Source organism: Rathayibacter sp. AY1C1, from assembly GCF_002932105.1.
Taxonomy (GTDB): domain Bacteria; phylum Actinomycetota; class Actinomycetes; order Actinomycetales; family Microbacteriaceae; genus Rathayibacter.
This window is the reverse complement of the sequence record NZ_PSWH01000011.1, coordinates 1-23406: the sequence shown is the minus strand read 5'-3', so window position 1 is coordinate 23406 and position 23406 is coordinate 1. Positions and strand designations below refer to the sequence as shown.

Here is a 23406-nt window from a genome sequence, read left to right as displayed (position 1 = left end):
CCGGGCCGTCGGCCGCGGCGCCGCCCGCTCCGCCGACGTGCGCTGCTGTCCGCTCCGCTCCGTCGGTCCGGGCCTCCGGCGGCCCGCTCCCACCCGTCGCTGACCGGCCGCGGCGCCGCCCGCTCCGCCGACGTGCGCTGCTGTCCGCTCCGCTCCGTCGGCCCGGCCTCCGGCCGCCCGCTCCGATCCGTCGCTAACGGCCCGTTCCGTCCTCCCGCACGGGCCGTTCGTGACGGATCGACGCCCGGCGCCCTCCGGCAGGCCCGCGCTCGCTCCGCATGCGGCGCCCAGTCGCGCCCGGCCCGCTCCGATCCGTCGCGGACGGCCCGTCCTGCGCTCCTCCGCGGGCCGTGAGCGACGGATCAGCGCCCGCCCGCGCCGCCGCCTCGCGCGGATCCCCGCCGCGACGTCCCGGCCTCGCCTCGGCCTGCTCCGATGCGTCACGAACGGCTCCTTCCGTCCTCCCGAAGCGACCGTTCGTGACCCTTCGACGCCCGCTCGTCCGCACGCGCGCCCGCGCCGCCGCCTCGCGCTCGGCGCCGCCGCGACGTCCCGGCCTCGCATCGGCCTGCTCCGATGCGTCACGAACGGCTCCTTCCGTCCTCCCGAAGCGACCGTTCGTGACTCCTCGGCGCCCACCCGCCCGCGAGCGGCCCGCACTCGGCCCGCACCGAGCACGACCGGGCATGCTGGGCGGATGACCGACGCCGCCCCGTCCCCCGACCGCCCGCGCCGTGCCCGCAGCCAGCACGTGCTCACCGTGCTGCGGACCGAGCGCCTCACCGGCCACCTGGTCCGCGTGCACCTCGGCGGCGACGGGCTCGACGCGTTCCTCGCCGAGTCCGACCCCGAGCGCCTCGCCGCGACCGACCGCTACGTGAAGCTCCTGCTCCCGCCGCGCGGCTCCGACCTCCAGCCGCCCTTCGACCTCGACGCGCTCCGGGCGAGCGCCGCCCCCGAGCAGCTGCCCGTGCGCCGCACCTACACCGTCCGCTCGGTCGACCTCGAGCGGCGCTCGATCGCCGTCGACTTCGTCGTGCACGGCGACGAAGGGGTGGCGGGACCGTGGGCGCTCGCCGCGGCTCCCGGCGACCGGATCGCGCTCTCCGCGCCCGGCGGCGCCTGGTCGCCGAGCGCCGACCCCGAGGCCGTGCACCTGCTGCTCGGCGACGACTCCGCTCTGCCGGCGATCGCCTCCGCCCTCGAGGGGATGTCCGCGCACGCCCGCGGCCTGGTCCTGATCGAGGTGGACTCGGCCGCCGACGAGCTCGATCTTCCCGCTCCGGCCGGAGTGGAGGTGCGCTGGCTGCACCGCGGCGGTCTCGAGGCCGGCCGGGCGCTGGTCGCGGCCGTGCGGGCCGAGCCGAGGCCCGAGGGCGTGCTCGAGGTCTTCGCGCACGGCGAGCGCACCGCGATGAAGCAGCTGCGCGCCCTCCTGCAGGACGAGTGGGGCGTGGAGCGCCGGGCGCTCTCGCTCTCGGCCTACTGGGCTCTCGGCCGCGCCGAGGACCGCTTCCAGGCCGAGAAGCGCGAGCCGGTCGGCGCCATGTTCGCCGACTGACGCGGGAGCGCACTCCGTCCGCACACCTCCGGGAACGGACCAGCCTCGGACCCACCTCTACTCCGGTCCCCACGACCGGACCGTCCGATGGCGGTCCGGCCCTGCGAGCCTCGCGCCCGCCGCCCCCGCCGTTCTGCGGGCTGCTCGACCGACACGATGAGGAGAGCCCCTGTGGGAGTGCTGATCTTCGGCGCCTGGCGGCGCCGGATCGAGTTCGAGGACCGGACGCTCGCGCACGTGCGGATCGCGGTGCGCGCGCGGATGGAGCAGGGACAGCCGTTCCGCTCGACCTGGAGGACGCTGCAGGAGTCGGAGCCGCGCTCGCACGCGATCCTCGTGCAGCCGAACGCGGTGCTGGAGTACCGCTTCGATCATCCCCGTCTGCACGCCGTGAACCGCCTCTGGCTGCGCGAGCTCCTCACCCCCGCGTCCGGGCGCGACATGGTCGTCGCCGCTGAGCCCGAGCAGGCGCCGCTCCTCGGTGACGACCGTCCGTCCCCGGTTCCCGAGGGAGGGCTCGCGGCCTAGTCGGAGCGGAGCCCCTCACTGCCGAGCGAGGCCGACCGGGAGCCCGCCCGCGAGGGCGGCGGCGGATCCGAAGAGCAGCGCCCCCACCCCGCCCAGGGCGGTGGCGACGACGGTGTTCAGCACGGCTCCGACGAGCGCGAAGCCCAGCACGTTCGGCAGCGAGAGGATCGCGTCGAGGTCGATCTGATCGCCGACGACCTGCCCGAGGAGCGTGTCGGCCTGGGTGAAGAGGTCCGAGTGCACGAGCAGCGGATGGGCGACCAGGACGGCGACGAGGCCGAGTATCGCGAGCGCGAGGCCGAGCAGGAACGAGAGCTTCACGGCCGACCAGAAGTCGACGTGCACGAGCGCGAGGCGGAGCGGAGCCTGATCGCCGGCCGGCTTCCCGGAGCCGGTCATCGGGCGTCAGCGGCGCGCTGGACGACGTCGACGACGACGAGGGCTGAGGCGGCGGCGGAAGCGAGGGCGCGGTTCACGAAGGTCTCCTTGGGTGGGACGGGCGCCGGGAGCAGAGGCTCGGCGGCGTTCTGCCAGAGTCCCGGGCCGGAGGAGTCCGGTGCGTCGTCCGGGAGTCGCGTCCGGTGCGCCTCGGGGATGACCGCGCGTCCGCTGCTCCCTCCGACAGCCCGCCACCCGCCGAGGGCCCCTCCTCTCCGGCGTGCGGTCGATGCGGATCGCCGCCTGCCGCTCGCAGGACCTCCCCCGCGCGGTGGATCCTGCCCGGACACGGAGCGCCGCGCAGGACGCCGCGGCCACCGCCCCAGCGGGACTCCCGCCGACACGGATGTTGCATCGCCGCCGCAGCCGGACATGTACCTGTGACTCCGCGAAAGGGGAACCATGAGCATCCGCTCCCGAGACGACTTCTCCGAGCTGTACCGCGCCCACTTCGACGACCTGCTCCGCTTCGTCCGCCGCCGCGCTCCCGCCGCGACGGTCGACGACATCGTCGGCGAGACCTTCCTCGCCGCCTGGCGTCGCCGGCAGGACCTGCCGGAGAACGTGCGGCCCTGGCTGTTCGGCACCGCCCGGCACGCGATCCTCAACGCCGCCCGCGGCGAGAACCGCCGGCAGGCGCTGGCCGTGCGGATCGGGACCCTCGCCCCGGAGGAGCAGGCCGACCCGTCGGTCGGCGACCGCCTCGACCTGGAGAGCGCGTGGAAGCGGCTGCCCCTCGCCGAGCAGGAGGCTCTGGCCCTCCACGTGTGGGAGGACCTCCCGCAGGCCGAGGCGGCGCAGGTGCTCGGCTGCTCCCGGGCCGCCTACGCGATGCGGCTCACCCGCGCGAAGCGGCGGCTGGCGGCGCTGCTCGCCCCCCTCGACTCCACGCTCCTCTCCGGCACGGCAGAACGGACCCTCTCATGACCGACCAGCTCCTCGACCTGCTCCGCGCGCACGACGCCGAGCCCCGCACCCCTCTCTCCGCTGCCGAGGCCGCACGTCGGGACGCGCTCCTCGGCGAGATCCTGGTCAGCGAGGACGCGGCCGCTCCCCGTTTCTTCCGCCCCCGCGACTGGGCCGTCGCCGGCGCGGCGACCGTGCTCCTGGCCGCCGCAGCCGCAGCCGCGGTGATCGTCGTGGTCCCGGGTCTCATCCCCGGCACCGGCTCCGTCGGGCTGAACCGCGCGGTGCTCGCCTCCTGGACCGCGATCCCCGAGCGCCTCCTGCCGAGCTCCGAGCTCGGGCAGTCGGCGACGCAGTGGTGTGCGACGAACCTGCAGAGCCCCAACGGCGAGGCCGGGCCGGCGGAGGTCTCGCACCTCGACGCGCGCGGCGACGCCGCCTCGATGATCTACCGCTTCGACGACTCCCTCTACTACTGCCTCAGCGCCGGGAACGGCGCGGGGATGTGGGAGGTGGCGGACGCCGCACCGGCCGGCCCCCTCGCCGCGGACGCCGTCCAGCTCAGCTCGGCCGGCACCTTCGGAGAGGGGGACGCCGCTCTGATCTACGCGGTCGGCTTCGCGGGCGCGGACGTGGAATCGGTGGTGCTGAACGAGGCCGGCGTCGAGCCGGTCGTCGCGACCCTCGAGGGCGGCTCCTGGACCGCCTGGTGGCCCTCGTCCGACGGTCTCGCCGCCGGGCCCGCCGGCACGGTCACGATCACCACCCGGGACGGCTCGAGCCGCGAGGTCCCCGTCGACTCCCTCTACCGCCCGTGAGCGGGCCGCGGCACTCCCGTTCGGACGGGCCGGAGCAGGAGGGGACGGGTGCGCGCGTCCTGTCCACGCGCTTCACCGACGTCCACTACCTCGACGAGGGACCGGAGGACGGCACTCCGCTCGTGCTCGTGCACGGCTTCCCCGACGTCCCCGCCACCTGGGACGGCGTCCTGGAGCTGCCTTCCCCCGGGCTCCGGGTGGTGCGCCCCTTCCTGCGCACCCGCGCCTCCCGTGACGCGCTAGAGCGTCTGCGGCCGCGGACGGTCCGTGCCCACCCCGCGGACGCTCCTGCTGGAGGCCGCGAGGAGCGAGGCGACGAGGACGACCGCGGCGCAGCCGAGCAGGGTGCGGTCGAGCCCGACGAGGTCGGCGAGCGGGCCCACGAGCGCCTCCCCGAGCGGCACGGCGAGGAAGGAGCCGACCATGTCGTAGGAGTAGACCCGGGCGAGCGCCTCGCGGGGGACGTGGGTCTGCAGCGTCTGGTCCCAGGCGATGGCGAAGATCTCGAGCGCGACTCCGCCGAGGGCGAAGGCGAGGAGGAGGGCGGGGAGCGCCGGGAGGATCCCGAGGGCGGCGACCGGGACGGCCGTCACCGCCATGAGGGCGACGCCCGCCCCCAGCGCACGGCGGGGCCGCCAACGCAGCGCGATCACGGCCCCGATCACCAGGCCGACGGTCTGCGCGGCGATCACGAGTCCCCATGCCGCTCGGCCGAAGGACCGGTCGGCGACGACCGGGCCGAGGACCGTGGTCGCGCCGACGAACGCGGCGTTGACGGCGGTGAACTGCGCCACGACGATCCACACCCAGCGCCGGCTCGTGAACTCCCGCCACCCCTCGCGGAGGTCGGCGAGGACGGAGGCGCCCGGGCCCGAGCGGACCGTCCGCGGCAGCCGCACACGGGAGTAGAGGACCGCGGCCAGGGCGAAGCCCGCGGCGTCGACCGCCAGCCCCCACCCGGGACCCACCAGTGCGACGAGCGCGGCCCCGCCCGAGGCGCCGACGATGCTCCCGGCGTTCAGGCCCAGGCGGAGCAGGGCGTTGGCCGGGCGGAGCTCGCCGACCGGCACCGTCTCGGGGACGAGGGCGGCCGCGGCGGGCAGGCTCATCGCCGCGACGGCGCCGTTGAGCACGCTGAGCACGACCAGGGCCGCGACGGTCGCCGTCCCCGTGATCACCGTCACGGCGACCGCGGCCTGAGTGGCTGCTGCCGCGAGCGAGGTGCCGACGAGGATCACGGAGCGGGGGAGCCGGTCGGCGAGGACGCCGCCGAGCAGCAGGACGGCGACGTTGGCGAGGGAGCGCGCGGCGACGACGAGTCCGAGGTCCGTCGGCGAGCCCGTCAGGTCCAGCACGGCGAAGGCCAGGGCGATCGGAGCGACGGCGTTGCCGAGGACCCCGGTCGTGCGGGCGGCGAGGAGCCAGCGGAAGGGGCCGTGCGCGAGAGGACCGTGCGCCAGCGGCCCGCGCCCGTCGCGGGTCACGGCCGGCGGAGCGGGAACATCGCGGTCGTCATCGACACCGGCGCGGTACCGGGCGTCCTCGGCGGCCGGGCCGCCGCGTGCAGCAGCGCGGACGCCTCCCCGACGTGCCGCACCACCCGCCGCCAGACCTCGGGGTCGACCCAGAGCTCCGCGTCCGTCGAGAGCTGAGGACCGTCCGCCCGGCTCGACGAGCGCCGCCGGAGCTCCTCGATCAGGGCCTCGAGGTGCAGGTCCCGCTCCTCCTCCGGCCCGGCGTCCACTGACGCGGTCACGTCGAAGGGCCTTCCGGAGGCCTCGTGCCGGTACCTCTTCGCCTCGCCGCCCCGCAGGCGCACGGTCTCGACGATGGCCACGAGCCCGGCGCGCTCCAGCACGCGGAAGTGGTAGCTCGCCGTCGCCTGCGACAGCTGCAGCTCGCGGGCGGCCTCCGCGGCGCTCATCGCCGCTCCCGTCACCAGGGACAGCAGGCGGAGGCGGATCGGGTGCGCGGTCGCGCGCAGCTCGTCGAGAGAGGACATGCGGCCATGGTGACCGGCGGCTCCCGCACCGTCAAACAGGGCTTTGGGGGTGGGGCGGCGCTCATCGGGCCGCTCCGGTGCACATCGGGCGGCGCTCGCCGGGCCGCTCTGACGAGCGATCCGGAGGGCCCACCGCTCTCCCCAGCGATCAGGGATCGGGGCCCGGAGTCGTCCTCCGGGCCCCGTCGCTCAGACCTGGGCGGTGCCGCTGTCCTCGACCGGGCCGGACGCGTCCGACTCCTCGGTGATCTCGGTGTCGGTCTCGTCGGCGCGGTCGCGGAGCGCGTCGGCCATCGCGCCGGCGCCCTCGGCTCCGTGGTCGTGCTCGACCTGGTCGATCAGGCCGCCGAGCTTCTCGTCGTTGCTGGCGTCCTCGGCTCCGTCCATCACGGGGCTGTTCTGCTCGTTGTCGCTCATGGCGCTCCTCCTGGGTCGACCGGCCTCTGCGCCGGTGGTCCGACGCTACGCGCGCGGCCCGTGCGGTGCAGGTGATCGACGGGAATCGGCCGGTCCGCTATCGGGGTGCCGAGCGACGTTCCCGGTCATCCCCGAGTCGAGCGGATATCGCTTTCCACCCTCCGGAGAAGTGAGCGGATATCGCCTGTCGAATGAGCCCCTATCGCTTTCCGGCGAGGTGAACAGTTCTCTCAGAGAAGTGCCCCTCGGAGACCCTCCCTGCTATGATCGGGCGACTTCTGCACCAGGGACCGGGGGGTCGTTCTCGGCGGACGATCGATCATCCACACGCCTGTTATCTCGATCATCACCAGTGAAGGCGCGTATGGCTTCGTATCTCTTCGTCTGCTCCGGCGGCGGGCATCTCAAGGAGATGTTCGCGCTCTCGGGGCTCCTCGGAGTCGACCCGGAGGAGCAGCACTGGGCGACCGTCGACAGCGCCCTCAGCCGCACCCTCCTCGCCGACCGGCGCGTGACCCACCTCGCCGATCCGCCGCCCCGCGCCGTGGTGCCGGTGCTCCGCAACGCGATGATCGGCCGCTCCCTGCTGGCCCGCGGGTCCTTCGACGCCGTCTTCAGCACCGGCGCCAGCCCCGCCCTCTCCTTCCTGCCGCTCGCGGCCTCGCGCGGCATCCCCGCGCACTACATCGAGAGCGCCGCCCGCGTGCTCGGCCCGTCGATGACCGGTCGGATCCTCGCCCGGGTCCCCGCCGTCTCGACCTACACCCAGTACCGCTCCTGGGCCGACGACCGCTGGAGCTTCGGCGGCTCGATCTTCGACACCTACCGCGTCGAGGACGTCGTCCCGCAGCCGATCCGCCGCGCCGTGGTCTCGGTCGGCACGCAGGACGGCTACCCGTTCCCCCGCTTCTTCGCCGCGCTCGCGCCGCTGCTCGAGGGCGTGGAGGTGCTCTGGCAGACCGGAGCGAACGACGTCTCCGGGCTCGGGATCGACGGCCGCCACTCCGTGCCGCACGACGAGCTCAACGCCGCGATGAAGGCGGCCGACGTCGTCATCGCGCACGGGGGAGTGGGCACCGCGCTCAGCGCCATCGAGCAGGGCCGGGTGCCGATCCTGGTCCCGCGCCGCGCCTCGTTCGGCGAGCACGTCGACGACCACCAGGTGCAGATCGCCACCCGCCTGGCCGACTCCGGCCTCGCGGTCACCGTCGACATCGAGGGCCTCTCCCGCGAGACGCTCGAACTCGCCGCGGCGAGGCGGGTCGTCTCCGCCGATTCCGCCGTGCCCTTCGTGGTGCACGAGACGGCCGAGAAGTCCTCGGGCCTCTCCCGCCGTCTCTTCCCCTCCTCCCGCTGATCCCCGCCCGAGCGACCAGACGTGATGAGAACGACATCCACGCGTCATCCGCGGCCCGTACACTCTCGAATGGGTTGGGGGGCCGGACGTCACTTCATGTGCGTCGAATTCGGAATGGTCGGCCGACTCGACACTGATGGCGAAAGCTCCGAAGGATTCTCGATATGACTGACACCCCGCGCGGCCTCTCGCGCCGCCTCCTGCTCGCCGCCTCCGCTGTCGGAGCCGCCGCGACCGCCTCCGCTCTCGTAGCGACCCCGGCGCTCGCCGCGCCGAACTACAGCGTGATCCCGAAGCTTCCGGGCGAGGTCTCGCGCCTCGACACCGCGTTCTCGAAGAACGGCAGGAAGCCTTACGAGATCATCGATGTGAAGATCGGCGGCGACTCCACCCGCCTCTTCGTCCCGCACTCGGCGAAGCCGAAATCAGGCTCCTCGGTGCCGGTCGCCTGGTTCTACCACGCCAGCGGCAGCGACTACACGTCGCTCTACTTCGCCTACAGGTACTCGGCCGATCCACTCGTCGACCTGGGCTTCGTCAGCATCTGTCCGGACTTCGGCGGTCCGAGCAACTACACCAACCCCACGGCGCTCGCCGTGCAGACGGCCGCCACAGCCTGGGTGCAGAACCTCTGGGACGTCCGCGCGAGCTTCCTCCGCTCGAACTCCGGCGGCGGAGCGATGATGTGCTGGGCCTACGCGAAGAAGATGGTGCCGAACATCTACGGGGCGTACCACGCCAGCAGCGTCTTCGACGTCGAGGACCTCGCGGCGCGCGATACCAGTCCGTCGAACCGCGTTCTCGCCGTGTACGGGGGAGACCGGGCGCTGATGCGCGCGACCAACCCCGCCCGGCTGCCGCAGGACGCGTGGAAGGGCATGCGTCTGCGCGTCAGCGCCGGCACGGCCGACAAGCTCGCTCCCGCCGAGCTCCACGGCGGACGCCTGCGTCGCCTGGCGCTCCCCGTCGCCAGGGAGGCGACGATCGCGTACCACAGCGGCGCCGAATTCGATAATGGTCACGTCGTACCGGAGTTCACCAACAAGGACTCGGTCGCGACCTTCCGCCGCTGGCTTCAGGAGGGCCCCGCCTGATCCGCGGCAGGACCGACGCGACCCCTCCTCCCCGGGGGTCGGCGCCAGGGTCGAGCAGTGGAGGAGGAGGGCACGGCATCGCAGGCGTCCCAGCCGCCGAGAGGCGGCTCGCGAGGGCATCGCGATCCTCATCGAGGCCGACGGGACCACTCCCGTGAGCGCCGCACCGCCCGCCCCCTCCTCCACCACTCCGCTCCGACGCCAGAAGGACTCCCTGACGTGATCGACATCCTCCCGCGACGACTCCTCGTCGGCGCGCTCTTCTCGGTCGCCCTGGTGATCGTCCTCGGGATGGGGTACATCTTCTCGACCCGGGAGCCGGGCACCGGCCTCCTGGTGATCGCCGCCGGAGTCGGCGGCATCGTCGGCGCCTACGTGCTGCTGCGGGTCCCCGCGCACTGGCTGCCGGCGATGGCGCTCGCGTTCTTCGCGCTCGTCCCGACGCCGCTGACCCCCTCGACCCTGACGTTCCGCATGACGCTCTGGGCCGTCATCCTCGTGATCTGGGCGATCCGGCGCGGGCTCGCTCCCGAGCTGTGGCGCGCCCCCGTCAAGGCGTGGACCCGCGAGCTCGTGCTCTCCCCGTGGCGGGCCGTGGTGATCCTCGCGTTCATCGCCCTCATGCTCTGGTCGGCCCTGGCGACGGTGCGCAGCTCCTACGCGACCGAGGGCGTCTCGTGGATGTTCAGCTTCGCGATCTGCGTGGGCGTGCCGATGCTCGTCTTCGACGCCCAGCGCGAGGCCGTGCTGCTGCGCAAGACGTGGGTGATCCTCTCGGGGCTGCTCGCCCTCTACGCCGCCCTCGAGCTGGTCGCGCAGAGCTCCCCGATCCTCGGTGCCGTCTACGGCGCCCTCGGCTACGAGCAGGACCAGCACTGGTCGCTCTACCGCGCCGAGATCACCTTCGGCCACCCGCTGCTCGCCGGCACCTTCCTCACGGTGGGCGCCGGTCTCGCGTTCGGCTCCTGGCTCCAGGGCTCCCGCAAGTCGGACCTGCTGCTGGGCATCCTGGCCTCGGGCGGCGTCGTCGCGACCGTCTCGCGCGGACCGATGGCGGCCATCGCCGTCGCGGTCGTCGTCGCGCTCGTCGCCGTGGGCTTCCTCAACCCGAACCGCTCGCTGCTCCGGCCCGGCTCGATCCTGATCGCCGGGCTCGTCGCGGGTGTCGGAGTCCTGAACTTCGAGCCCGTCACCGCCCGCAACAACAACCTCGACGCCTCCATCTCGGCCGGCGCCCGCGACCTCGCGGTGACCGTGTCGCTGAAGGCGGCCGAGCTCACGCACTGGCTCGGCTCCGGAGCGGCGACGTCCGGCATCAGCGGCAGGCGGTTCTCGGACGTCGTCATCGAGAACTCGTTCCTGCAGCTGCTGATCAGCGTCGGCATCCCCGGCCTGCTGCTCTTCGTGATCATGGTGGCCGCGATGTTCGGCGCCACACTCAGCCGTCGCGACGTCGGTCCTGCGGCGGGCCTGCTCGGCTTCATGGTCTGCCTCGCCGGCTACAACGCCATCGACGCGGTCCGCCCCAGCCACCTGCTCCTGGGATTCCTCGTCATCATCTGCCTCAACCCGGTGCACGTCCCCGACTTCTCGAAGGGCATCCGGATGCGCCAGCCCCTCGGGGCGAGGATCTTCGACGCGCCGATGGCCGTCGGGATGCGGGGCGAGCGATGAGCCGCCTCGCCCGCAGGAACGACTCGTCGCCGGCCGCGCTCGTCGTCCAGCAGTCGCTCGCGCCGCCGGACTCGACCACGCAGTACGTCGACTCGATCGTCGACGGCCTGGCGCCCGGCGTCGAGCTGCTGTTCTTCTCCTGGCGCAGCGCCCTGCTCGCCGACTACGACGTGCTGCACGTGCACTGGCCCGAGCTGATGATCCGCGGCCGCAGCCCGCTGCACCGCTTCCTCCGCCGCCGCGCCCTCGACGTGCTGCTGGTGCGCCTCGCGCTCCAGCGCATCCCGCTCGTGCGGACGGTGCACAACCTGCACCCGCACGAGCTCGGTCCCGCCGCCGAGCGCCGCTCGCTGGCCCGGGTCGACCGCGCGACCGACCTGTTCGTCCGCCTGAACCCGACGACCGTCGCTCCCGGCCGGGCGCCCGCCGTCACCGTGCTGCACGGCCACTACCGCGACCAGTTCGCGCAGCACCCGCTGCCCGAGCGCGAGCACGGCCGCGTCCTCTACTTCGGCATCATCCGCCCGTACAAGGGCGTCGTCGAGCTGATGGACGTGTTCCGCGGCGTGGAGGACGACTCCCTCTCCCTGCACGTGGTCGGCAGCCCCAGCACGGGCCAGCGCGAGCTGGTCGAGGAGCGGGCCGCCCGCGACACCCGGGTGCGCACCACGCTCCGCCGGGTCGACGACGCCGAGATGGTCGACGAGATCGGCCGGGCCGAGCTGATCGTCCTTCCCTACCGCGAGATGCACAACTCCGGCTCGATCCTGGTCGCCCTGTCGCTCGGCCGGCCGATCCTGGTGCCTCGCACGCCCACCAACACGGCCCTGGCCGAGGAGGTCGGCAGCGACTGGGTGATCGAGTACGACGGCGAGCTCACCCCCGAGCTGATCACCGCCGCTCTCGAGCGCACGCGCACCCGGCCGCCGGAGGGGCTCCCCGCCCTCTCCGGTCGGGACTGGGACGTGCTCGGACTCCAGCTCAAGAAGGCCTACGAGGGCGCGATCGCCACCAAGAAGGGCTCGACCCGATGACCGGGACCACGCAGAACCCGTCACCGAGCCTCAGCCGCTCGGCGAGCCGCGGCGCCGCCGTCACCATCGGCGGGCAGGCGATCCGCATCGCCGTCCAGCTGGGCGGCATCGTCATCCTCGCGCGCCTGCTCTCGCCGGCCGACTACGGCCTGCTCGCGATGGTCACGGCGATCATCGGCATCGGCGAGATCTTCCGCGACTTCGGCCTCTCCTCCGCCGCCATCCAGGCGAAGGAGATCACGCCGGGCCAGAAGAGCAACCTGTTCTGGATGAACTCGGGCATCGGCCTCACCCTCACCCTGGTGGTCATCGCGGCCTCCTGGCCGATCGCCGCCCTCTACGGCGACGACCGGCTCCAGCTGCTGACCGTCGTGCTCTCCTCGACGTTCCTCCTCAACGGAATCTCGACGCAGTTCCGCGCCGACCTCGCCCGTCACCTCCGCTTCGTGAAGATCACCCTGGTCGACATCGTCGCCCAGGTGCTGGGCCTCGTGGTCGGCGTGCTGATGGCGCTCGGCGGCGCCGGCTACTGGGCGCTGGCCGGGAGCCAGATCGTGCAGCCGCTCATCAGCGTGCTGATGCTGGTCTTCATCACGGGCTGGCGTCCCGGCCGCTACCGCCGCGGCGAGGCGATGGGCCACTTCCTCCGCTACGGAGGCGGGGTCTTCGCGACCCAGGCGCTGACCTACGTGAGCAAGAACGTCGACTCCGTCATCATCGGCGCGCGCTTCGGCCCGGTCGACCTCGGCCTCTACAACCGCGCGTTCCAGCTGATGATGCTGCCGCTGCAGCAGTTGAACTCTCCGGTGCAGCGCGTGGCACTGCCCGTGCTGTCCAAGCTGCAGGACGAGCGCGAGCGGTTCCGCACGTTCATCCTCTTCGGCCAGTCGGCGATGCTGACGGCGATGGGCCTCGTGCTCGCCGTCCTCGGCTCCCAGTCCGACTCGGTCATCCGGATCCTGGTGGGGGAGCGCTGGCTCGCCTCGGTCCCGATCTTCCAGATCCTGCTCGTGGCCGGGTTCTTCCAGGCCACGGCGTACTGCTCCAACTGGGTGTTCCTCGCCAAGGGCCTCGTGCGCCAGAGCGTCTGGTACAGCCTGGCGACCCGCCCGCTGATGGTCGTCCTGATCCTGCTCGGCTCCAACTGGGGAGTGACGGGCGTCGCGGTCGCGTACGCCGGCTCGCTCGCCCTCACCTGGCCGACCGCGCTGATCTGGATCGGCCGCACCTCCGATGCCCCCGTCCGCGAGATGTTCACCAACGGCCTCCGCAGCGGCATCACGTTCGGATCGATCACGGTGGGCGCCTACTTCTCCACCGTCTGGATCGCCGCCGACCAGCCCGTCCTCCGCCTCCTCGTGGGCGGCGCCGCCGTCCTGGTCGGGGTCGGGCTCTGGATGCTGATCCTCCCCGCGTTCCGCCGCCAGATCCTCAGCCTCGCCGACCTGCGCCGCCACTTCCGCCGCAGCCGCCCGGCCGCCGCTCCGGCCCCGGCCACGGTCGATGCCATCAGCCCCACCGGCGACAGCGCGCTGGTCGACGGAGCCGTCACGGCCGGCATCCCCGACTCCGAGCGGCCTCCCGCCGCCGTTCCTCCCACCGAAAGAGATCGATGAAACTCAAGCTCGGCGTCGTCAAGTCCTGGAAGAAGGACTTCGTCACGACGACCCGCCTGCCCGCCCGACGCGACGCGGCGGTGCTCCGCGCCGCCCTCGCGGCCCTCCGACCCGAGCCCGAGTCTCACCTCGTGATCGCCGCTCCCGGCAGCGGCAACATCGGCGACCAGGCCATGCTGGAGGCGTTCCTCGAGAACACAAGCGGCCCCGTCGTGGTCGTCCAGCGCTACGCCGGCGACGTCGTGATCCCCGAGGAGCAGGCCGACCGGGTCGAGGTCGTCGAGCTCCCGCACCTGGTCTACGGAGTGGGCGACGCGCACGCCGCCGATCTCCGCGCCTACGCCGCGCTGATCCGCCGCGCCCGCTCGGTCTCGGTCGTCGGCGCCGACATGATGGACGGCAAGTACAGCCTCCGCGGCTCGGTCCGCCGCTCCCTGCTCGCGCAGGCCGCCGCCGAGGCAGGGGTGCCCACGCGCGTCCTCGGCTTCTCCTGGAACGCGGCGGCCCGCCTCGCCGCCCGCCGCTCCCTGATCGCCGCCTCCCGCGCCGGCGTCGTCCCGATGCTCCGCGACCCGCTCTCGGCGGAGCGCGCCCGGAGCATCGGCGTGCAGCGCGTCGAGGAGGTCACGGACATCGTCTTCTCGGCGCGCACCCGCGACCGCAGCTTCCGCGAGGGGCTGGGACTGCCCGAGGGCGTCCCCTTCGCGCTCGTGAACGCGAGCGCCCTCGTCGCCGGCATGGTCGACCAGGTGCCGGAGTACGAGCGCATCGTCGACCGCCTGCGCGCGGCCGGCGTTCACGTCGTGCTCCTCCCGCACGTCTCCCGCCCCATCGGCGACGACAAGGTGGCCGTCCGCGCGGTCGCCGAGCGCGTGGGAACCGAGGGCGTCACCGTCGTCGACCGCGTGCTCATGCCCGCCGAGATCCGCGGCCTCGCCGAGGACGCCCTGCTGACCGTCACCGGGCGGATGCACCTCGCGATCATGTCGCTCTCGCTCGGCGTCCCCGCGATCACCCTCGCCACCCAGGGCAAGGTCGAGGGCATCATGCGCCTCATCGGCCTGCCGCAGCTGTGCGTCGAGCCGGTCCCCGGCTTCGCCGACCGCGTCCTCCCGGTGATCGACCGCATCCTCGCGGAGCCGGGCGACGGCGGCGTGCGCGCCACCATCGACGCGGCCATGCCCGAGGTGCGCCGCCTCTCGGCGCTCAACACCCGCGGCCTCGGCGCGGAGGTCGTGCGATGAGCGCGGCGCAGGAGAAGGGACCGCGCATGCGGATCATGTTCGTCGTCACGTCGCTGCACGGCGGCGGGGCCGAGTTCGTCGCCCGCACCTGGATGGGCTGGCTCCTCGAGCAGGGCCACTACGTCGACGTGGTCACCACCTCGGTGAAGGGCACGGACGAGTACCTCCCCGAGGGCGCGGTGCTGCACCGCATCGGCGAGGGCAAGGGCCACGTCGGCAAGGCGCGGATGCTCAAGGAGCTGTTCCGCCGCCGCACCCCCGACGTCGCGGTCGCCCTGCAGGGCTACCCGAACATCGTGCTCCTGGCCTCGGCCGAGATGACCGCGAAGGCGGACCGCCCGAAGACCATCGTGAGCGAGCGCAACCTCGTCTCGCTCGGCATCCCGGGCTTCTCGAGGACCCAGAAGGTGCAGCTCGGGCTCGCCAAGACGCTCTACCGCCGCGCCGACCACGTCATCGCGATCTCGCACCCCGTCGCGGGCGAGCTCGTCGCCGGCTTCGGCGTCTCGGGCGAGCGCTGCACCGTCGTGCCGAACCCGGCGACCGCCAAGGTCGACCGCTCCCGCCAGGTCTCGCGCACCCCCGGCACTGCGGCGGGCCTGCAGATCGTGCTGCCCTGCCGCCTCGTCGTCCAGAAGCGCCCCGAGCTCGCGATCCTCGCGGCCGAGGAGCTGGAGCGCCGCGGCATCCCCGCGAAGGTCGTCTCCTTCGGCGGCGGCCCGCTGCTCGGCAGCATGAAGGCGGAGGCGACCGCGCGCGGCGTGGACTTCCAGGACATGGGCTGGGTCGAGGACTGGTTCCACCACTTCGACGAGAACGCCGTCGTGCTGCTCCCGTCGCTGCGCGAGGGCTTCGGCAACGTGCTGGTCGAGGCGGCCGCCGCCGGCGTCCCCTCGGTCGCCGTGTCCGGGGCGCTCGGAGTCGCGGACGCGATCGTCCCCGGCCTGACCGGCGAGCTCGCGCTCACCCCCTCCGCCTCCGACCTCGCCGACGCGCTGATCCGCGCGAGCGAGCTCGAGATCACCGGCATCGACCGCTGGCTCGACCGCTTCTCGCTGGAGTCCAGCGGCCGCGACCTCGAGACGGTGCTCCGCCGGGTCGTGGGGCAGAAGTGACCCTCGTCTCGGTGGTGGTCCCGGCGCACCAGGAGGAGGCGCACCTCGCCTCCGCCCTGGAGCGCCTGCTGCGGCAGACCCACGCCGAGCTCGAGATCCTCGTGGTCGACGACGCCTCGACCGACGGGACCGAGGCGATCGGCCGCGCGTTCGCCGAGGAGCACGAGCGGATCCGCTACCTCCGCCAGGACGAGAACCAGGGCGTCGCCGCCGCTCGCGAGCGCGCCGTCGGCGAGGCCGCCGGCGAGTGGGTCTGGCTGGTCGACGCCGACGACGAGTGGCCGGAGACCGCGGTCGAGGCCATGCTCTCGGCGGGGGAGGCGGGCCGCGCCGACGTGGTGGTCGCCCAGGCGGTCGCGGTCGACGCCACCGGATCCACGCCCGTCGGCTCCCTGCGCGGCCCGCTCGCGCTCTCGGGCCGGGGTGCCTTCACCGCGCTCCTGGTCGGGGAGCTGACCGGGCACCTCTGGAACAAGCTGTTCCGCCGCGAGCTGTTCGACGGCATCGAGTTCACGCGGATCCGCCAGCACTCGGACCAGGCGCAGGTCGCGCAGCTGCTCGCCGCGGCCGACGAGGTCGTCGTCGTCCCCGACTCCGTCTACGAGTACCGCCTCCGCTCCGGCTCGATCATCCGCTCGGGCGCGAAGCGCGCCGACTCGCTCGCCGGGCTCGCCGCCGTGATCGAGCGGACGGCCCGCGGGCTCGACCCGCGCATCCTCGACTCGCAGGACTACTCCTACTACCGCGCGCGCTTCTCCCTGCTCTCCCGCTTCAAGGACGCCACCTCGGGCGCGCACAGCCCCGAGGAGGCGGACCGGCTCTGGCGGGCCGCGCACGACGAGGCGGGACTCCGGCACCTGGTCGCGCTCGTGCGCCGGCGCGACCTCAAGCGCTCCGTCCTCTTCGGGCTCGCCGCCGCGGCGCCCGCGCTCTACCGAGCGGCGATGAGCGCCGGGAACGGACGCCGGTGACCGTCGTCTCCATGGTGAGCGGAGAGGCCGGAGTGCGCTTCCCGGCAATCGAGTCCTCGTCACTATTCCGTCGAATGTGCGGCGCGGACGATACACCCTTAGTCTTGATCCTCGGTCGCATTCTGCGACCGAGCCTGCGTCCTTCTCTGAGCCTTGTTCACCTCGGATGGAATTCACGAGCGGTACGACCGGGCACAAGGGGGAGAGAATGAAGCTGCTGAAGCCTGCGGGCGGGGCCCGACGCGAATGGGTGGACTTCGCCAAGGGTGCCGCCATCCTGATGGTCGTGTACTACCACACGTCGTTGTACCTCGGTGACATCGGGGTCGAGAACACTCTCGGCCGCATCAAGGTCGTGTTCGAGCTGTTCCCGATGCCCCTCTTCTTCCTGGTGTCCGGTCTCTTCGGCTCGCGCATCCGCACCTGGAGCTTCGGCGACCTCTGGCGCCGCAGGCTGTACCCGCTGCTCTGGCTCTACGTGGTCTGGTCCGTGATCCGCATGGCCTTCTACCTGGTCGTGCCGCTCGCGAACGGCGGACTCGGCGAGCTCCCCGCGACCGACCCGCTCAACCTGCTCCTGCTGTTCTTCTGGCCCAGCAGCAGCTACTGGTTCATCTACGGCCTCGTGCTCTTCACGCTCGGCGCGTGGCTCCTGCGCAAGGTCGACCACCGCGTGCAGGTCGCCCTCGCCGCGGTGATGGGGACGATGTTCACCACGGGTCTCCTCAACACGACCAACGTGGGCTGGAACCGCATCGGCGCCCTGTTCGTCTTCTTCCTGGTGGGCACGCTCTACTCGAAGAGGATCATCGACGTCGTCGAGCAGAAGGGGAGCCGCGCGTTCCTCTACGTCACTCCGGTCTTCGTCGTGCTGAGCGCGGTGCTCTTCCTCTTCCCGATCCGCTGGGTGCCGTTCCTCGCCCTCGCCGGCCAGATGGCCGCCGTCGCGATGGGCATCCTCGTGTCGCGGGCCCTCTCCCGAGTGCGATTCCTGAACTTCTTCACGATCTGCGGCGAGCGCAGCCTGCACATCTACCTGCTGCACCTCTACTTCATCGTGATCGCCATCACGATCCTGCGGGTGATCCTCCCCGAGGACCGCTCCGAGATCGGCGGCTTCGAGGTGCCGCTGCTGCTGGTCGTGATGGTGCTCGCGGTCGTCCTCTCGCTCTTCGTGACCCGCTACCTCTCGAAGGTCAAGTGGATCTACGTCCCCCCGGCCGCCCTCGGCGGCCCCGGCAAGCGGCGCAAGCCCGTGCCCGTCCCTGCGCGCGGCCCCGGAGTCGTCTCCGATCCCGTCGCGGTCCCGGCCGATGAGCCCGGCACCTCCCCCAGTTACGAGAAGAAGAGAGCGGAGTCCCACGAGTGAAGACGACACGAGCACGCAGAGCCGGAGTCCTGGCGGCCGTCGTGGCCGTCGCCCTCGGGCTGGCCGGCTGCTCCTCGCAGCCCGAGCCCGTCCGCACGCCCGACGGCTTCACGACGGAGAAGGCGATCGAGTACCGCTCGGTCGACGGCGTCTCGCTGAAGGCCGACGCCTGCCTCCCCACCGCGGGCGGCACCGACCGCCCCGCGCTGCTGATGCTGCACGGCGGAGGGTTCGTCGACGGCGCCCGCGACGAGGGCGGGATGACCGAGCTCTGCGAGTACTACGCCGAGCGCGGCTTCGTCTCGGTCTCCGTCGACTACCGCCTCCTCCAGGACAGCCGGTACCCCGGCCAGATCGAGGACGCGCAGGCCGCCGTGGAGTGGCTGCGCGAGCCCGCGCAGGTCACGCGCTTCGGCCTCGACCCCGCCCGCATCGGCGTGATGGGCAGCTCCGCCGGAGCGATCATCGGAGCGACCATGGGCACGCTCGGCGAGGGCTCCCTCACCGAGGGCTCGCGGGTCAAGACGGTCGTCGCCTTCTCGGCGGTCGCCGACATGACCGAGACCGGGATGTCGCTGGGCACGCCGGTGCCCGAGGCGAAGGAGCAGATCCTCTCCTACCTGGACTGCGACGAGATCGACTCGACGACCTGCCCGCAGAGCATCCCCGCGTCGCCGATCACCTCGGTCGACTCCACGGACGCCCCGCAGATCTGGCTGACCTCCGAGGACGAGCTCGTCCCGGTCGAGCAGGCCGACGCGATGCAGGTCGCCCTGCAGGACGCCGGAGTGGCGTCCGAGGTCGGCGTGGACGGCTCCGGCCACCACGGGCTCCAGAACAACACCCCGAACAACAAGAAGGCGATCCTCGCCTTCCTGCAGGCCCACCTCTGATCCACCGCTCCCGCGCGAAACCTCGCGGCCGGGTCCGCGCAACGCGGACGACACATCACGACGCTACAGTCAGACCCCCTGCACTCCGGTGCAGTCGACGAAAGGGACACCACACACCATGACCTTGAACGGACTGTTCGCCGGCATCGGCCGGAGGTGGGTCTACATCGTCGCCTTCGCTCTGCTCGGCGCCGTGGCGGCCCTGGTACTCAACGCCGTCCTCCTCCCGCAGTACAAGGCGGACGCACGCGTGTACGTCGCGGTCTCCTCGTCCGGAGTCCTCTCGACCGCGGACCGGGTCGCGGCCAACAGCGCCGCCTCCCAGGCCACGGTCACCTCCGTCGCCCTCGGCACCTCGGACACCGTCCTGCAGGGCGTCATCGACGGCCTCGGCATCGACGAGCCCATCGAGGACTTCGCCAAGCGCGTGACCGTCCTCGCCGAGCCGGAGTCCGTGGTCATCACGATCTCGGCCACCGACCCCTCGCCCGAGCAGGCCGCGGTCATCGCCAACGCGGTCGCCGCCCAGCTCGACGCGGCCGTGAAGGGGGCCGACCCGACGACCACCACGAACGGCGTCGCCGTCCCGCAGATCCAGCTCCAGGTGCTCAGCCAGGCGCTCCCGCCGGAGCTGCCGGTCACCGGTGGCATCCTCGTCCTGCTCGCGCTCGGCATCCTCGGCGGCGCCGTGGTCGGCGTGGGAGTGGCGATCGTGATGACCGCCCTCGACCGCCGCCTCCGCAGCGGCGACGACGTCCGCTCCGCGATCGACCGGCCGCTGCTGGGCATCGTCCCGGTCAAGGCCACCAAGCTCGACGAGATGCTGAACTCGACCGAGATCCCGGCCCGCTACTCGGCCGTGGCGTTCGAGCTCTCCGCCATCGCGCGCACCCGCTCGTACTCCTCCTTCGCGATCGCCCCGGCGTCCGAGAAGACCCCGCACACCGCCAGCGCGGTGCTGCTCGCCAAGGCGCTGGCCGTGCTCGGCTCGTCCGTCGTGATCGTGGACGGCACCGCCGAGGGCTCGGCTCTCGCTTCCGCCTCGGGCGGACGCCCGGGCCTGCGCGAGGTGCTCGCCGGAGCCGCCTCGCTCGACGACGCGATCATCAAGCGCTCGACCGACCGCGTCGACCTGCTCCCCGCGGGCGGCGCCCAGGCCGGCACGCCGATGCCGACCGACGCCCTCCGCGCGCTGGTCGAGGAGCTCGAGAAGGTCTACGACATCGTCCTGATCGTCACCGGCACCCTCGGCGCGACCGAGCAGTCGCCGACCTTCCGCGGCGTTGCCGACGGAGCCGTCCTCGTCCTGATCGAGGGCAAGGTCGACTCGCCCCAGGCCGCCGCCGACGTGCACTGGATCGAGACCGCCGGCACCCCCGTGGTCGGCGCGGTCGTCCTGGCCCGCCACAAGCTGCAGAAGGCCCCCGCGATCGTCTGATCGCGTCCTCGCACGCTGCGGAAGAGCGCACCCCGGCCCCGGCCGCGGTGCGCTCTTCCGCGTCCGGGGACTGCGCCGCTTGTCCGGGGCGGGCCCGTGCGGGCTCTGCGAGGCCTGGCCGGTCCGTCCGCCCTCCCAGTCTCTCCGGCGCCCACCGCGGCCGGACCAGGCCCTTCTCCGTCCCCCGCGAGCGCGCTCACCCCGCGAGTCCGCACGAGTCGCGGCAGTTGCACGCGAGCACGCCGACTTCCGCGGACTCGAGAGGAGGCGGCGTCCTCGTGCTGGGGCCGCGGACTCTCCGGGGCGGGCCCGTGCGGGCTCTCCGGGGCCCGGCCGGCCCCTCCGGACCTCCGGCCTCTCCAGTGCCCGCCGTGGCCGGACCGAATGCCTCACCGGCTCCGGGAGCCAGCTGACCCCGCGAGCCCGCAGAAGTCGCGGTACTCGCGCGCGACTCCGCCCACTTCTGCGTGCTGGAGAGGCGCGGGCGCGTCAGCCGGGCTCTGATCCCGTCCCCGTCCTCTCGGCCCCCTCCCGCGGCCCACGGGCGCACGAGCGCCCGCCCGCGCCCTCGCGAGTCCGCGGTAGTCGGGCGCGACCCCGGCCGTCCGCGCCTGGTCGGCGGGAGGCGGGCACACGCAGAACCGCCGCCGTCGAGGGGACGACGGCGGCGGTTCTGCGCGCGGGGAGCGGGTCAGGTCACGGCGTGCAGGCCACGTTCCCGATCAGGTCCTTCCCGGAGTTGGAGCAGCTCAGCGTGTTGCCGCTGGTGGACCAGTTGGACGGCTGGTGGAGGTAGACCACCGCGTTGCTGGTCTTCAGCGCGAGGTTGCCGCTGATGGTGTTGTCGTTGCCCGAGCCGTCGGCGCGGGTGATCACCTGGTAGCCGTAGGTGGTGGTGCCCGCGGCGGAGTTGCCCGCGGCCAGCCAGCTGTTGCCCGAGACCAGGATCAGCGAGACGACGTCCGAGGCGAGCCGCGATCCGCCGAGGACCGTGTTCCCGATGATGTCGCCGTCGAGGGTGCCCTCCTTGGCCTCGATCGGCTCGGCGCCGGTGTCGCTGATCGCGTTGTCCACGACCGCGATGCGGGCCGTGCGGTCAGGGTTGCAGCTGTTGTACTCGCACCAGTTGCGGTCGGAGGTGCCGACGTAGACGCCCTCGCCGTACTTGGCGGAGACGAGGCCGGTGCGGCGGATGGTGCTGCCGACGATCAGGGAGTCGGTGGTCTGGCTGCGGAAGTGGACCGCCTCGTAGCCGATCTCGCTCACCGTCAGGCCGGCCATCTGGACGCCCTTGCTGGCGAGCACCTGGATGCCCTGGAAGGAGCTGCGGACCGAGAAGCCCACGAGGTGCACGTCGCTCACCGTGTTCAGGATGAGCGCGGTGCCGCTCGAGGTGGATCCGGAGGTGAGGACCGCGTTGGGCGAGCCGCAGATCCAGATCGACCCGGGCTGGGCGGCGGTGCCGCGGAGGGCGAACTTGCCGGTGTAGACGCCGTCGGCCAGGCGGATGACGTCGCCGGAGGAGGGGTTGGTCAGGGCCGTGACGAGCTGCGCCGAGGTCGACACCGTCTTGGTGGCGGCGGGGCAGTCGAAGGCCGCGAGCAGCGAGGCGCGGGAGGCGAGGATGTCGGCCGAGGTGGTGGCCGACTCCTTCAGCCGCGAGTCGCGGCCGGCGTCGTCGGTCGCCGTGACGGTGTACGTGTAGGCGCGTCCCGCCTCGGCGGTCTCGTCGCGGTACTGGCGCACCGGGTCGGCGACGGTGCCGACGACCGTGTCGCCGGAGCCGTCCTCGTTCGAGCGGTGCACGTCGTACGAGACGACCCGCGAGCTGAAGGGCGCGTCCCAGGCGACGGTGTAGCCGTCGGTCAGGGGGGAGAGCTCCACGGCGTCGGTCGCGAGGCCGTCCTCGGCGAGGACGAACGCGTCGATGATCAGGTTCTTGTCGGTCGACTTGGAGTTCTTCGTCCCCGTGTAGGAGATGGTCACGGTGTGCGTGCCCTCGGCGAGGTCGGTCGTCTCGTAGACCGGCACCTGGTACTGCGCGGTCGAGCTGTAGCGGTCGACCTTGGTGACGGGTCCGCCGTCGACCGAGACCGCGGCGATGCCGGAGGAGGAGGTCTTCCGGCTGATCCAGCGCCACGACGTGCCGACGAACGTGAACTTCACCGAGCCGGCGGAGGTCAGGTACTTCATCCCGCCGCCGCTGTCGCCGCCGGCCATCGATCTCCACGAGCCGGTGTACTGCAGCGCGGGGTCGGTCTCCTGCACGAGGAGGCTGGTCGCTCCGGAGGGGTCGAGCACGGGGCCGTCGTCCTCGCCGCCGCCGGTCTCGTCGGTCGGCTCCTCGGTGGCGGGAGTCGCGCGGGTGATGTCGAACGCGTCGATGACCAGGTTCTTGTCGCTCGCGGAGCTGTTGGCCGTGCCGCTCCAGGCGATCTTGACCGTGTGGACGGTGTCGGCGAGGTCCTTCTTCGTGAACACCGGGACCTGGTACGCCGTGGTCTTCGTGTACCGGTCGACCGAGGTGCTCGCGCCGTCGACCGTGACGGTGGCGATGCCGGCGGAGGCGGTGGTGCGGCTGACCCAGCTGAAGCCGGTGCCGCGGAAGCTGAACGAGACGGAGCCGGTGCTGTTGAGGAACTTGATCCCGCCGCCGCTGTCGCCGCCCGTCATCGTGCGCCACGAGCCGCTGTAGGTCAGCGAGGAGTTCGTCTCCTGGATCCGCGTGCTCTGCCCGGCGCCCGGGTCGAGAGTGGCCGCGGAGGCGGCGGGCGCCGTGAGGGGGGCGACCAGGATGCCGAGAGCGGCGATCAGAGCGGTGGTGAGGGAGAGGCGTGCGCGTCGTCGGCGAGGGCGGGTCGGGTCTGGCGTCGTCTGAGGATTCACGATCGGCTCCGGGTCTTCGAGGGGGCGTCGGGGGCGGTTCGAGGG

General features: G+C 72.6%; 20 protein-coding genes. 15 read left to right on the top strand and 5 right to left on the bottom strand.

Annotation, left to right across the window (positions count from 1 at the left end; translation table 11 throughout):
* Positions 1-697 precede the first annotated feature (697 nt).
* A complete protein-coding gene (locus tag C5C71_RS07235) occupies positions 698-1561 on the top strand; it encodes a siderophore-interacting protein (protein WP_104337417.1) in 864 nt (287 codons plus the stop codon).
* Between the two features lie 171 nt (positions 1562-1732).
* Positions 1733-2089, top strand: a complete 357-nt coding sequence (locus tag C5C71_RS07230; RefSeq protein ID WP_104337416.1) for a hypothetical protein — start codon at positions 1733-1735, stop codon at positions 2087-2089.
* Between the two features lie 15 nt (positions 2090-2104).
* Here C5C71_RS07230 and C5C71_RS07225 read toward each other — a convergent pair whose 3' ends face one another.
* The gene (locus tag C5C71_RS07225) at positions 2105-2488 is read right to left on the bottom strand and encodes a DUF3566 domain-containing protein (RefSeq protein ID WP_104269484.1); all 384 of its coding nucleotides are present in this window, start codon (positions 2486-2488) and stop codon (positions 2105-2107) included.
* Between the two features lie 441 nt (positions 2489-2929).
* Here C5C71_RS07225 and C5C71_RS07220 point away from each other — a divergent pair, with 441 nt between their 5' ends.
* On the top strand, positions 2930-3454 hold the full coding sequence (locus tag C5C71_RS07220; RefSeq protein ID WP_104263229.1) for an RNA polymerase sigma factor: 525 nt from the start codon (positions 2930-2932) through the stop codon (positions 3452-3454).
* A complete protein-coding gene (locus C5C71_RS07215; protein ID WP_104269485.1) occupies positions 3451-4251 on the top strand; it encodes a hypothetical protein in 801 nt (266 codons plus the stop codon). Before C5C71_RS07220 ends, C5C71_RS07215 begins: the two co-directional genes overlap by 4 nt.
* Positions 4252-4490: 239 nt before the next feature.
* Here C5C71_RS07215 and C5C71_RS07210 read toward each other — a convergent pair whose 3' ends face one another.
* From C5C71_RS07210 to C5C71_RS07200, 3 genes are all read right to left on the bottom strand, one after another.
* The gene (locus C5C71_RS07210) at positions 4491-5735 is read right to left on the bottom strand and encodes an MFS transporter (protein ID WP_258067007.1); all 1245 of its coding nucleotides are present in this window, start codon (positions 5733-5735) and stop codon (positions 4491-4493) included.
* Complete coding sequence (locus tag C5C71_RS07205; RefSeq protein WP_104337415.1) at positions 5732-6253, bottom strand: helix-turn-helix domain-containing protein; 522 nt, start codon at positions 6251-6253, stop codon at positions 5732-5734. Before C5C71_RS07205 ends, C5C71_RS07210 begins: the two co-directional genes overlap by 4 nt.
* 189 nt (positions 6254-6442) lie before the next feature.
* A complete protein-coding gene (locus C5C71_RS07200) occupies positions 6443-6670 on the bottom strand; it encodes a hypothetical protein (RefSeq protein WP_104222474.1) in 228 nt (75 codons plus the stop codon).
* A gap of 364 nt (positions 6671-7034) precedes the next feature.
* On the opposite strand from C5C71_RS07200, the gene C5C71_RS07195 reads away from it, so the two are divergent.
* The 11 genes from C5C71_RS07195 (at position 7035) to C5C71_RS07145 (ending at position 20475) form a co-directional block, all read left to right on the top strand.
* A complete protein-coding gene (locus tag C5C71_RS07195; RefSeq protein ID WP_104260670.1) occupies positions 7035-8027 on the top strand; it encodes a glycosyltransferase in 993 nt (330 codons plus the stop codon).
* A 164-nt stretch (positions 8028-8191) separates the two neighbouring features.
* Positions 8192-9121 carry a S9 family peptidase gene (locus C5C71_RS07190; RefSeq protein WP_104260671.1) on the top strand — a complete coding sequence of 310 codons (930 nt, stop codon included), beginning with the start codon at positions 8192-8194 and terminating at the stop codon, positions 9119-9121.
* A gap of 219 nt (positions 9122-9340) precedes the next feature.
* Positions 9341-10795, top strand: a complete 1455-nt coding sequence (locus C5C71_RS07185; protein ID WP_104260672.1) for an O-antigen ligase — start codon at positions 9341-9343, stop codon at positions 10793-10795.
* Positions 10792-11829 (top strand): glycosyltransferase, encoded by a 1038-nt coding sequence (locus tag C5C71_RS07180; RefSeq protein ID WP_104226616.1) that lies wholly within the window; start codon positions 10792-10794, stop codon positions 11827-11829. The genes C5C71_RS07185 and C5C71_RS07180 overlap by 4 nt, the downstream gene beginning before the upstream one ends.
* Complete coding sequence (locus C5C71_RS07175) at positions 11826-13445, top strand: lipopolysaccharide biosynthesis protein (RefSeq protein WP_104337413.1); 1620 nt, start codon at positions 11826-11828, stop codon at positions 13443-13445. Before C5C71_RS07180 ends, C5C71_RS07175 begins: the two co-directional genes overlap by 4 nt.
* Positions 13442-14689, top strand: coding sequence for a polysaccharide pyruvyl transferase family protein (locus C5C71_RS07170; protein ID WP_104337412.1), 1248 nt, complete (start codon positions 13442-13444; stop codon positions 14687-14689). The genes C5C71_RS07175 and C5C71_RS07170 overlap by 4 nt, the downstream gene beginning before the upstream one ends.
* On the top strand, positions 14686-15804 hold the full coding sequence (locus C5C71_RS07165) for a glycosyltransferase (protein ID WP_104263235.1): 1119 nt from the start codon (positions 14686-14688) through the stop codon (positions 15802-15804). Before C5C71_RS07170 ends, C5C71_RS07165 begins: the two co-directional genes overlap by 4 nt.
* Positions 15801-16775, top strand: coding sequence for a glycosyltransferase family 2 protein (locus C5C71_RS07160; RefSeq protein ID WP_104269488.1), 975 nt, complete (start codon positions 15801-15803; stop codon positions 16773-16775). The genes C5C71_RS07165 and C5C71_RS07160 overlap by 4 nt, the downstream gene beginning before the upstream one ends.
* 208 nt (positions 16776-16983) lie before the next feature.
* Positions 16984-18144 (top strand): acyltransferase family protein, encoded by a 1161-nt coding sequence (locus C5C71_RS07155; protein WP_181065664.1) that lies wholly within the window; start codon positions 16984-16986, stop codon positions 18142-18144.
* Positions 18141-19037 carry an alpha/beta hydrolase gene (locus C5C71_RS07150; RefSeq protein ID WP_104247646.1) on the top strand — a complete coding sequence of 299 codons (897 nt, stop codon included), beginning with the start codon at positions 18141-18143 and terminating at the stop codon, positions 19035-19037. Before C5C71_RS07155 ends, C5C71_RS07150 begins: the two co-directional genes overlap by 4 nt.
* A gap of 118 nt (positions 19038-19155) precedes the next feature.
* Positions 19156-20475 carry a Wzz/FepE/Etk N-terminal domain-containing protein gene (locus tag C5C71_RS07145; RefSeq protein WP_104255871.1) on the top strand — a complete coding sequence of 440 codons (1320 nt, stop codon included), beginning with the start codon at positions 19156-19158 and terminating at the stop codon, positions 20473-20475.
* Positions 20476-21171: 696 nt separating this feature from the next.
* Here the strand turns inward: C5C71_RS07145 and C5C71_RS07140 are convergent.
* Positions 21172-23361, bottom strand: coding sequence for a hypothetical protein (locus C5C71_RS07140; protein WP_104226624.1), 2190 nt, complete (start codon positions 23359-23361; stop codon positions 21172-21174).
* Between the last annotated feature and the right edge of the window lie 45 nt (positions 23362-23406).

Excerpts from the sequence above, each read along its gene's own strand:
- C5C71_RS07235 (WP_104337417.1), top strand. The coding sequence starts at position 698 with ATGACCGACGCCGCCCCGTCCCCCGACCGCCCGCGCCGTGCCCGCAGC.
- C5C71_RS07225 (WP_104269484.1), bottom strand. The coding sequence starts at position 2,488 with ATGACCGGCTCCGGGAAGCCGGCCGGCGATCAGGCTCCGCTCCGCCTC.
- C5C71_RS07220 (WP_104263229.1), top strand. The coding sequence starts at position 2,930 with ATGAGCATCCGCTCCCGAGACGACTTCTCCGAGCTGTACCGCGCCCAC.
- C5C71_RS07215 (WP_104269485.1), top strand. The coding sequence starts at position 3,451 with ATGACCGACCAGCTCCTCGACCTGCTCCGCGCGCACGACGCCGAGCCC.
- C5C71_RS07205 (WP_104337415.1), bottom strand. The coding sequence starts at position 6,253 with ATGTCCTCTCTCGACGAGCTGCGCGCGACCGCGCACCCGATCCGCCTC.
- C5C71_RS07200 (WP_104222474.1), bottom strand. The coding sequence starts at position 6,670 with ATGAGCGACAACGAGCAGAACAGCCCCGTGATGGACGGAGCCGAGGAC.
- C5C71_RS07195 (WP_104260670.1), top strand. The coding sequence starts at position 7,035 with ATGGCTTCGTATCTCTTCGTCTGCTCCGGCGGCGGGCATCTCAAGGAG.
- C5C71_RS07190 (WP_104260671.1), top strand. The coding sequence starts at position 8,192 with ATGACTGACACCCCGCGCGGCCTCTCGCGCCGCCTCCTGCTCGCCGCC.
- C5C71_RS07180 (WP_104226616.1), top strand. The coding sequence starts at position 10,792 with ATGAGCCGCCTCGCCCGCAGGAACGACTCGTCGCCGGCCGCGCTCGTC.
- C5C71_RS07175 (WP_104337413.1), top strand. The coding sequence starts at position 11,826 with ATGACCGGGACCACGCAGAACCCGTCACCGAGCCTCAGCCGCTCGGCG.
- C5C71_RS07170 (WP_104337412.1), top strand. The coding sequence starts at position 13,442 with ATGAAACTCAAGCTCGGCGTCGTCAAGTCCTGGAAGAAGGACTTCGTC.
- C5C71_RS07165 (WP_104263235.1), top strand. The coding sequence starts at position 14,686 with ATGAGCGCGGCGCAGGAGAAGGGACCGCGCATGCGGATCATGTTCGTC.
- C5C71_RS07155 (WP_181065664.1), top strand. The coding sequence starts at position 16,984 with ATGAAGCTGCTGAAGCCTGCGGGCGGGGCCCGACGCGAATGGGTGGAC.
- C5C71_RS07145 (WP_104255871.1), top strand. The coding sequence starts at position 19,156 with ATGACCTTGAACGGACTGTTCGCCGGCATCGGCCGGAGGTGGGTCTAC.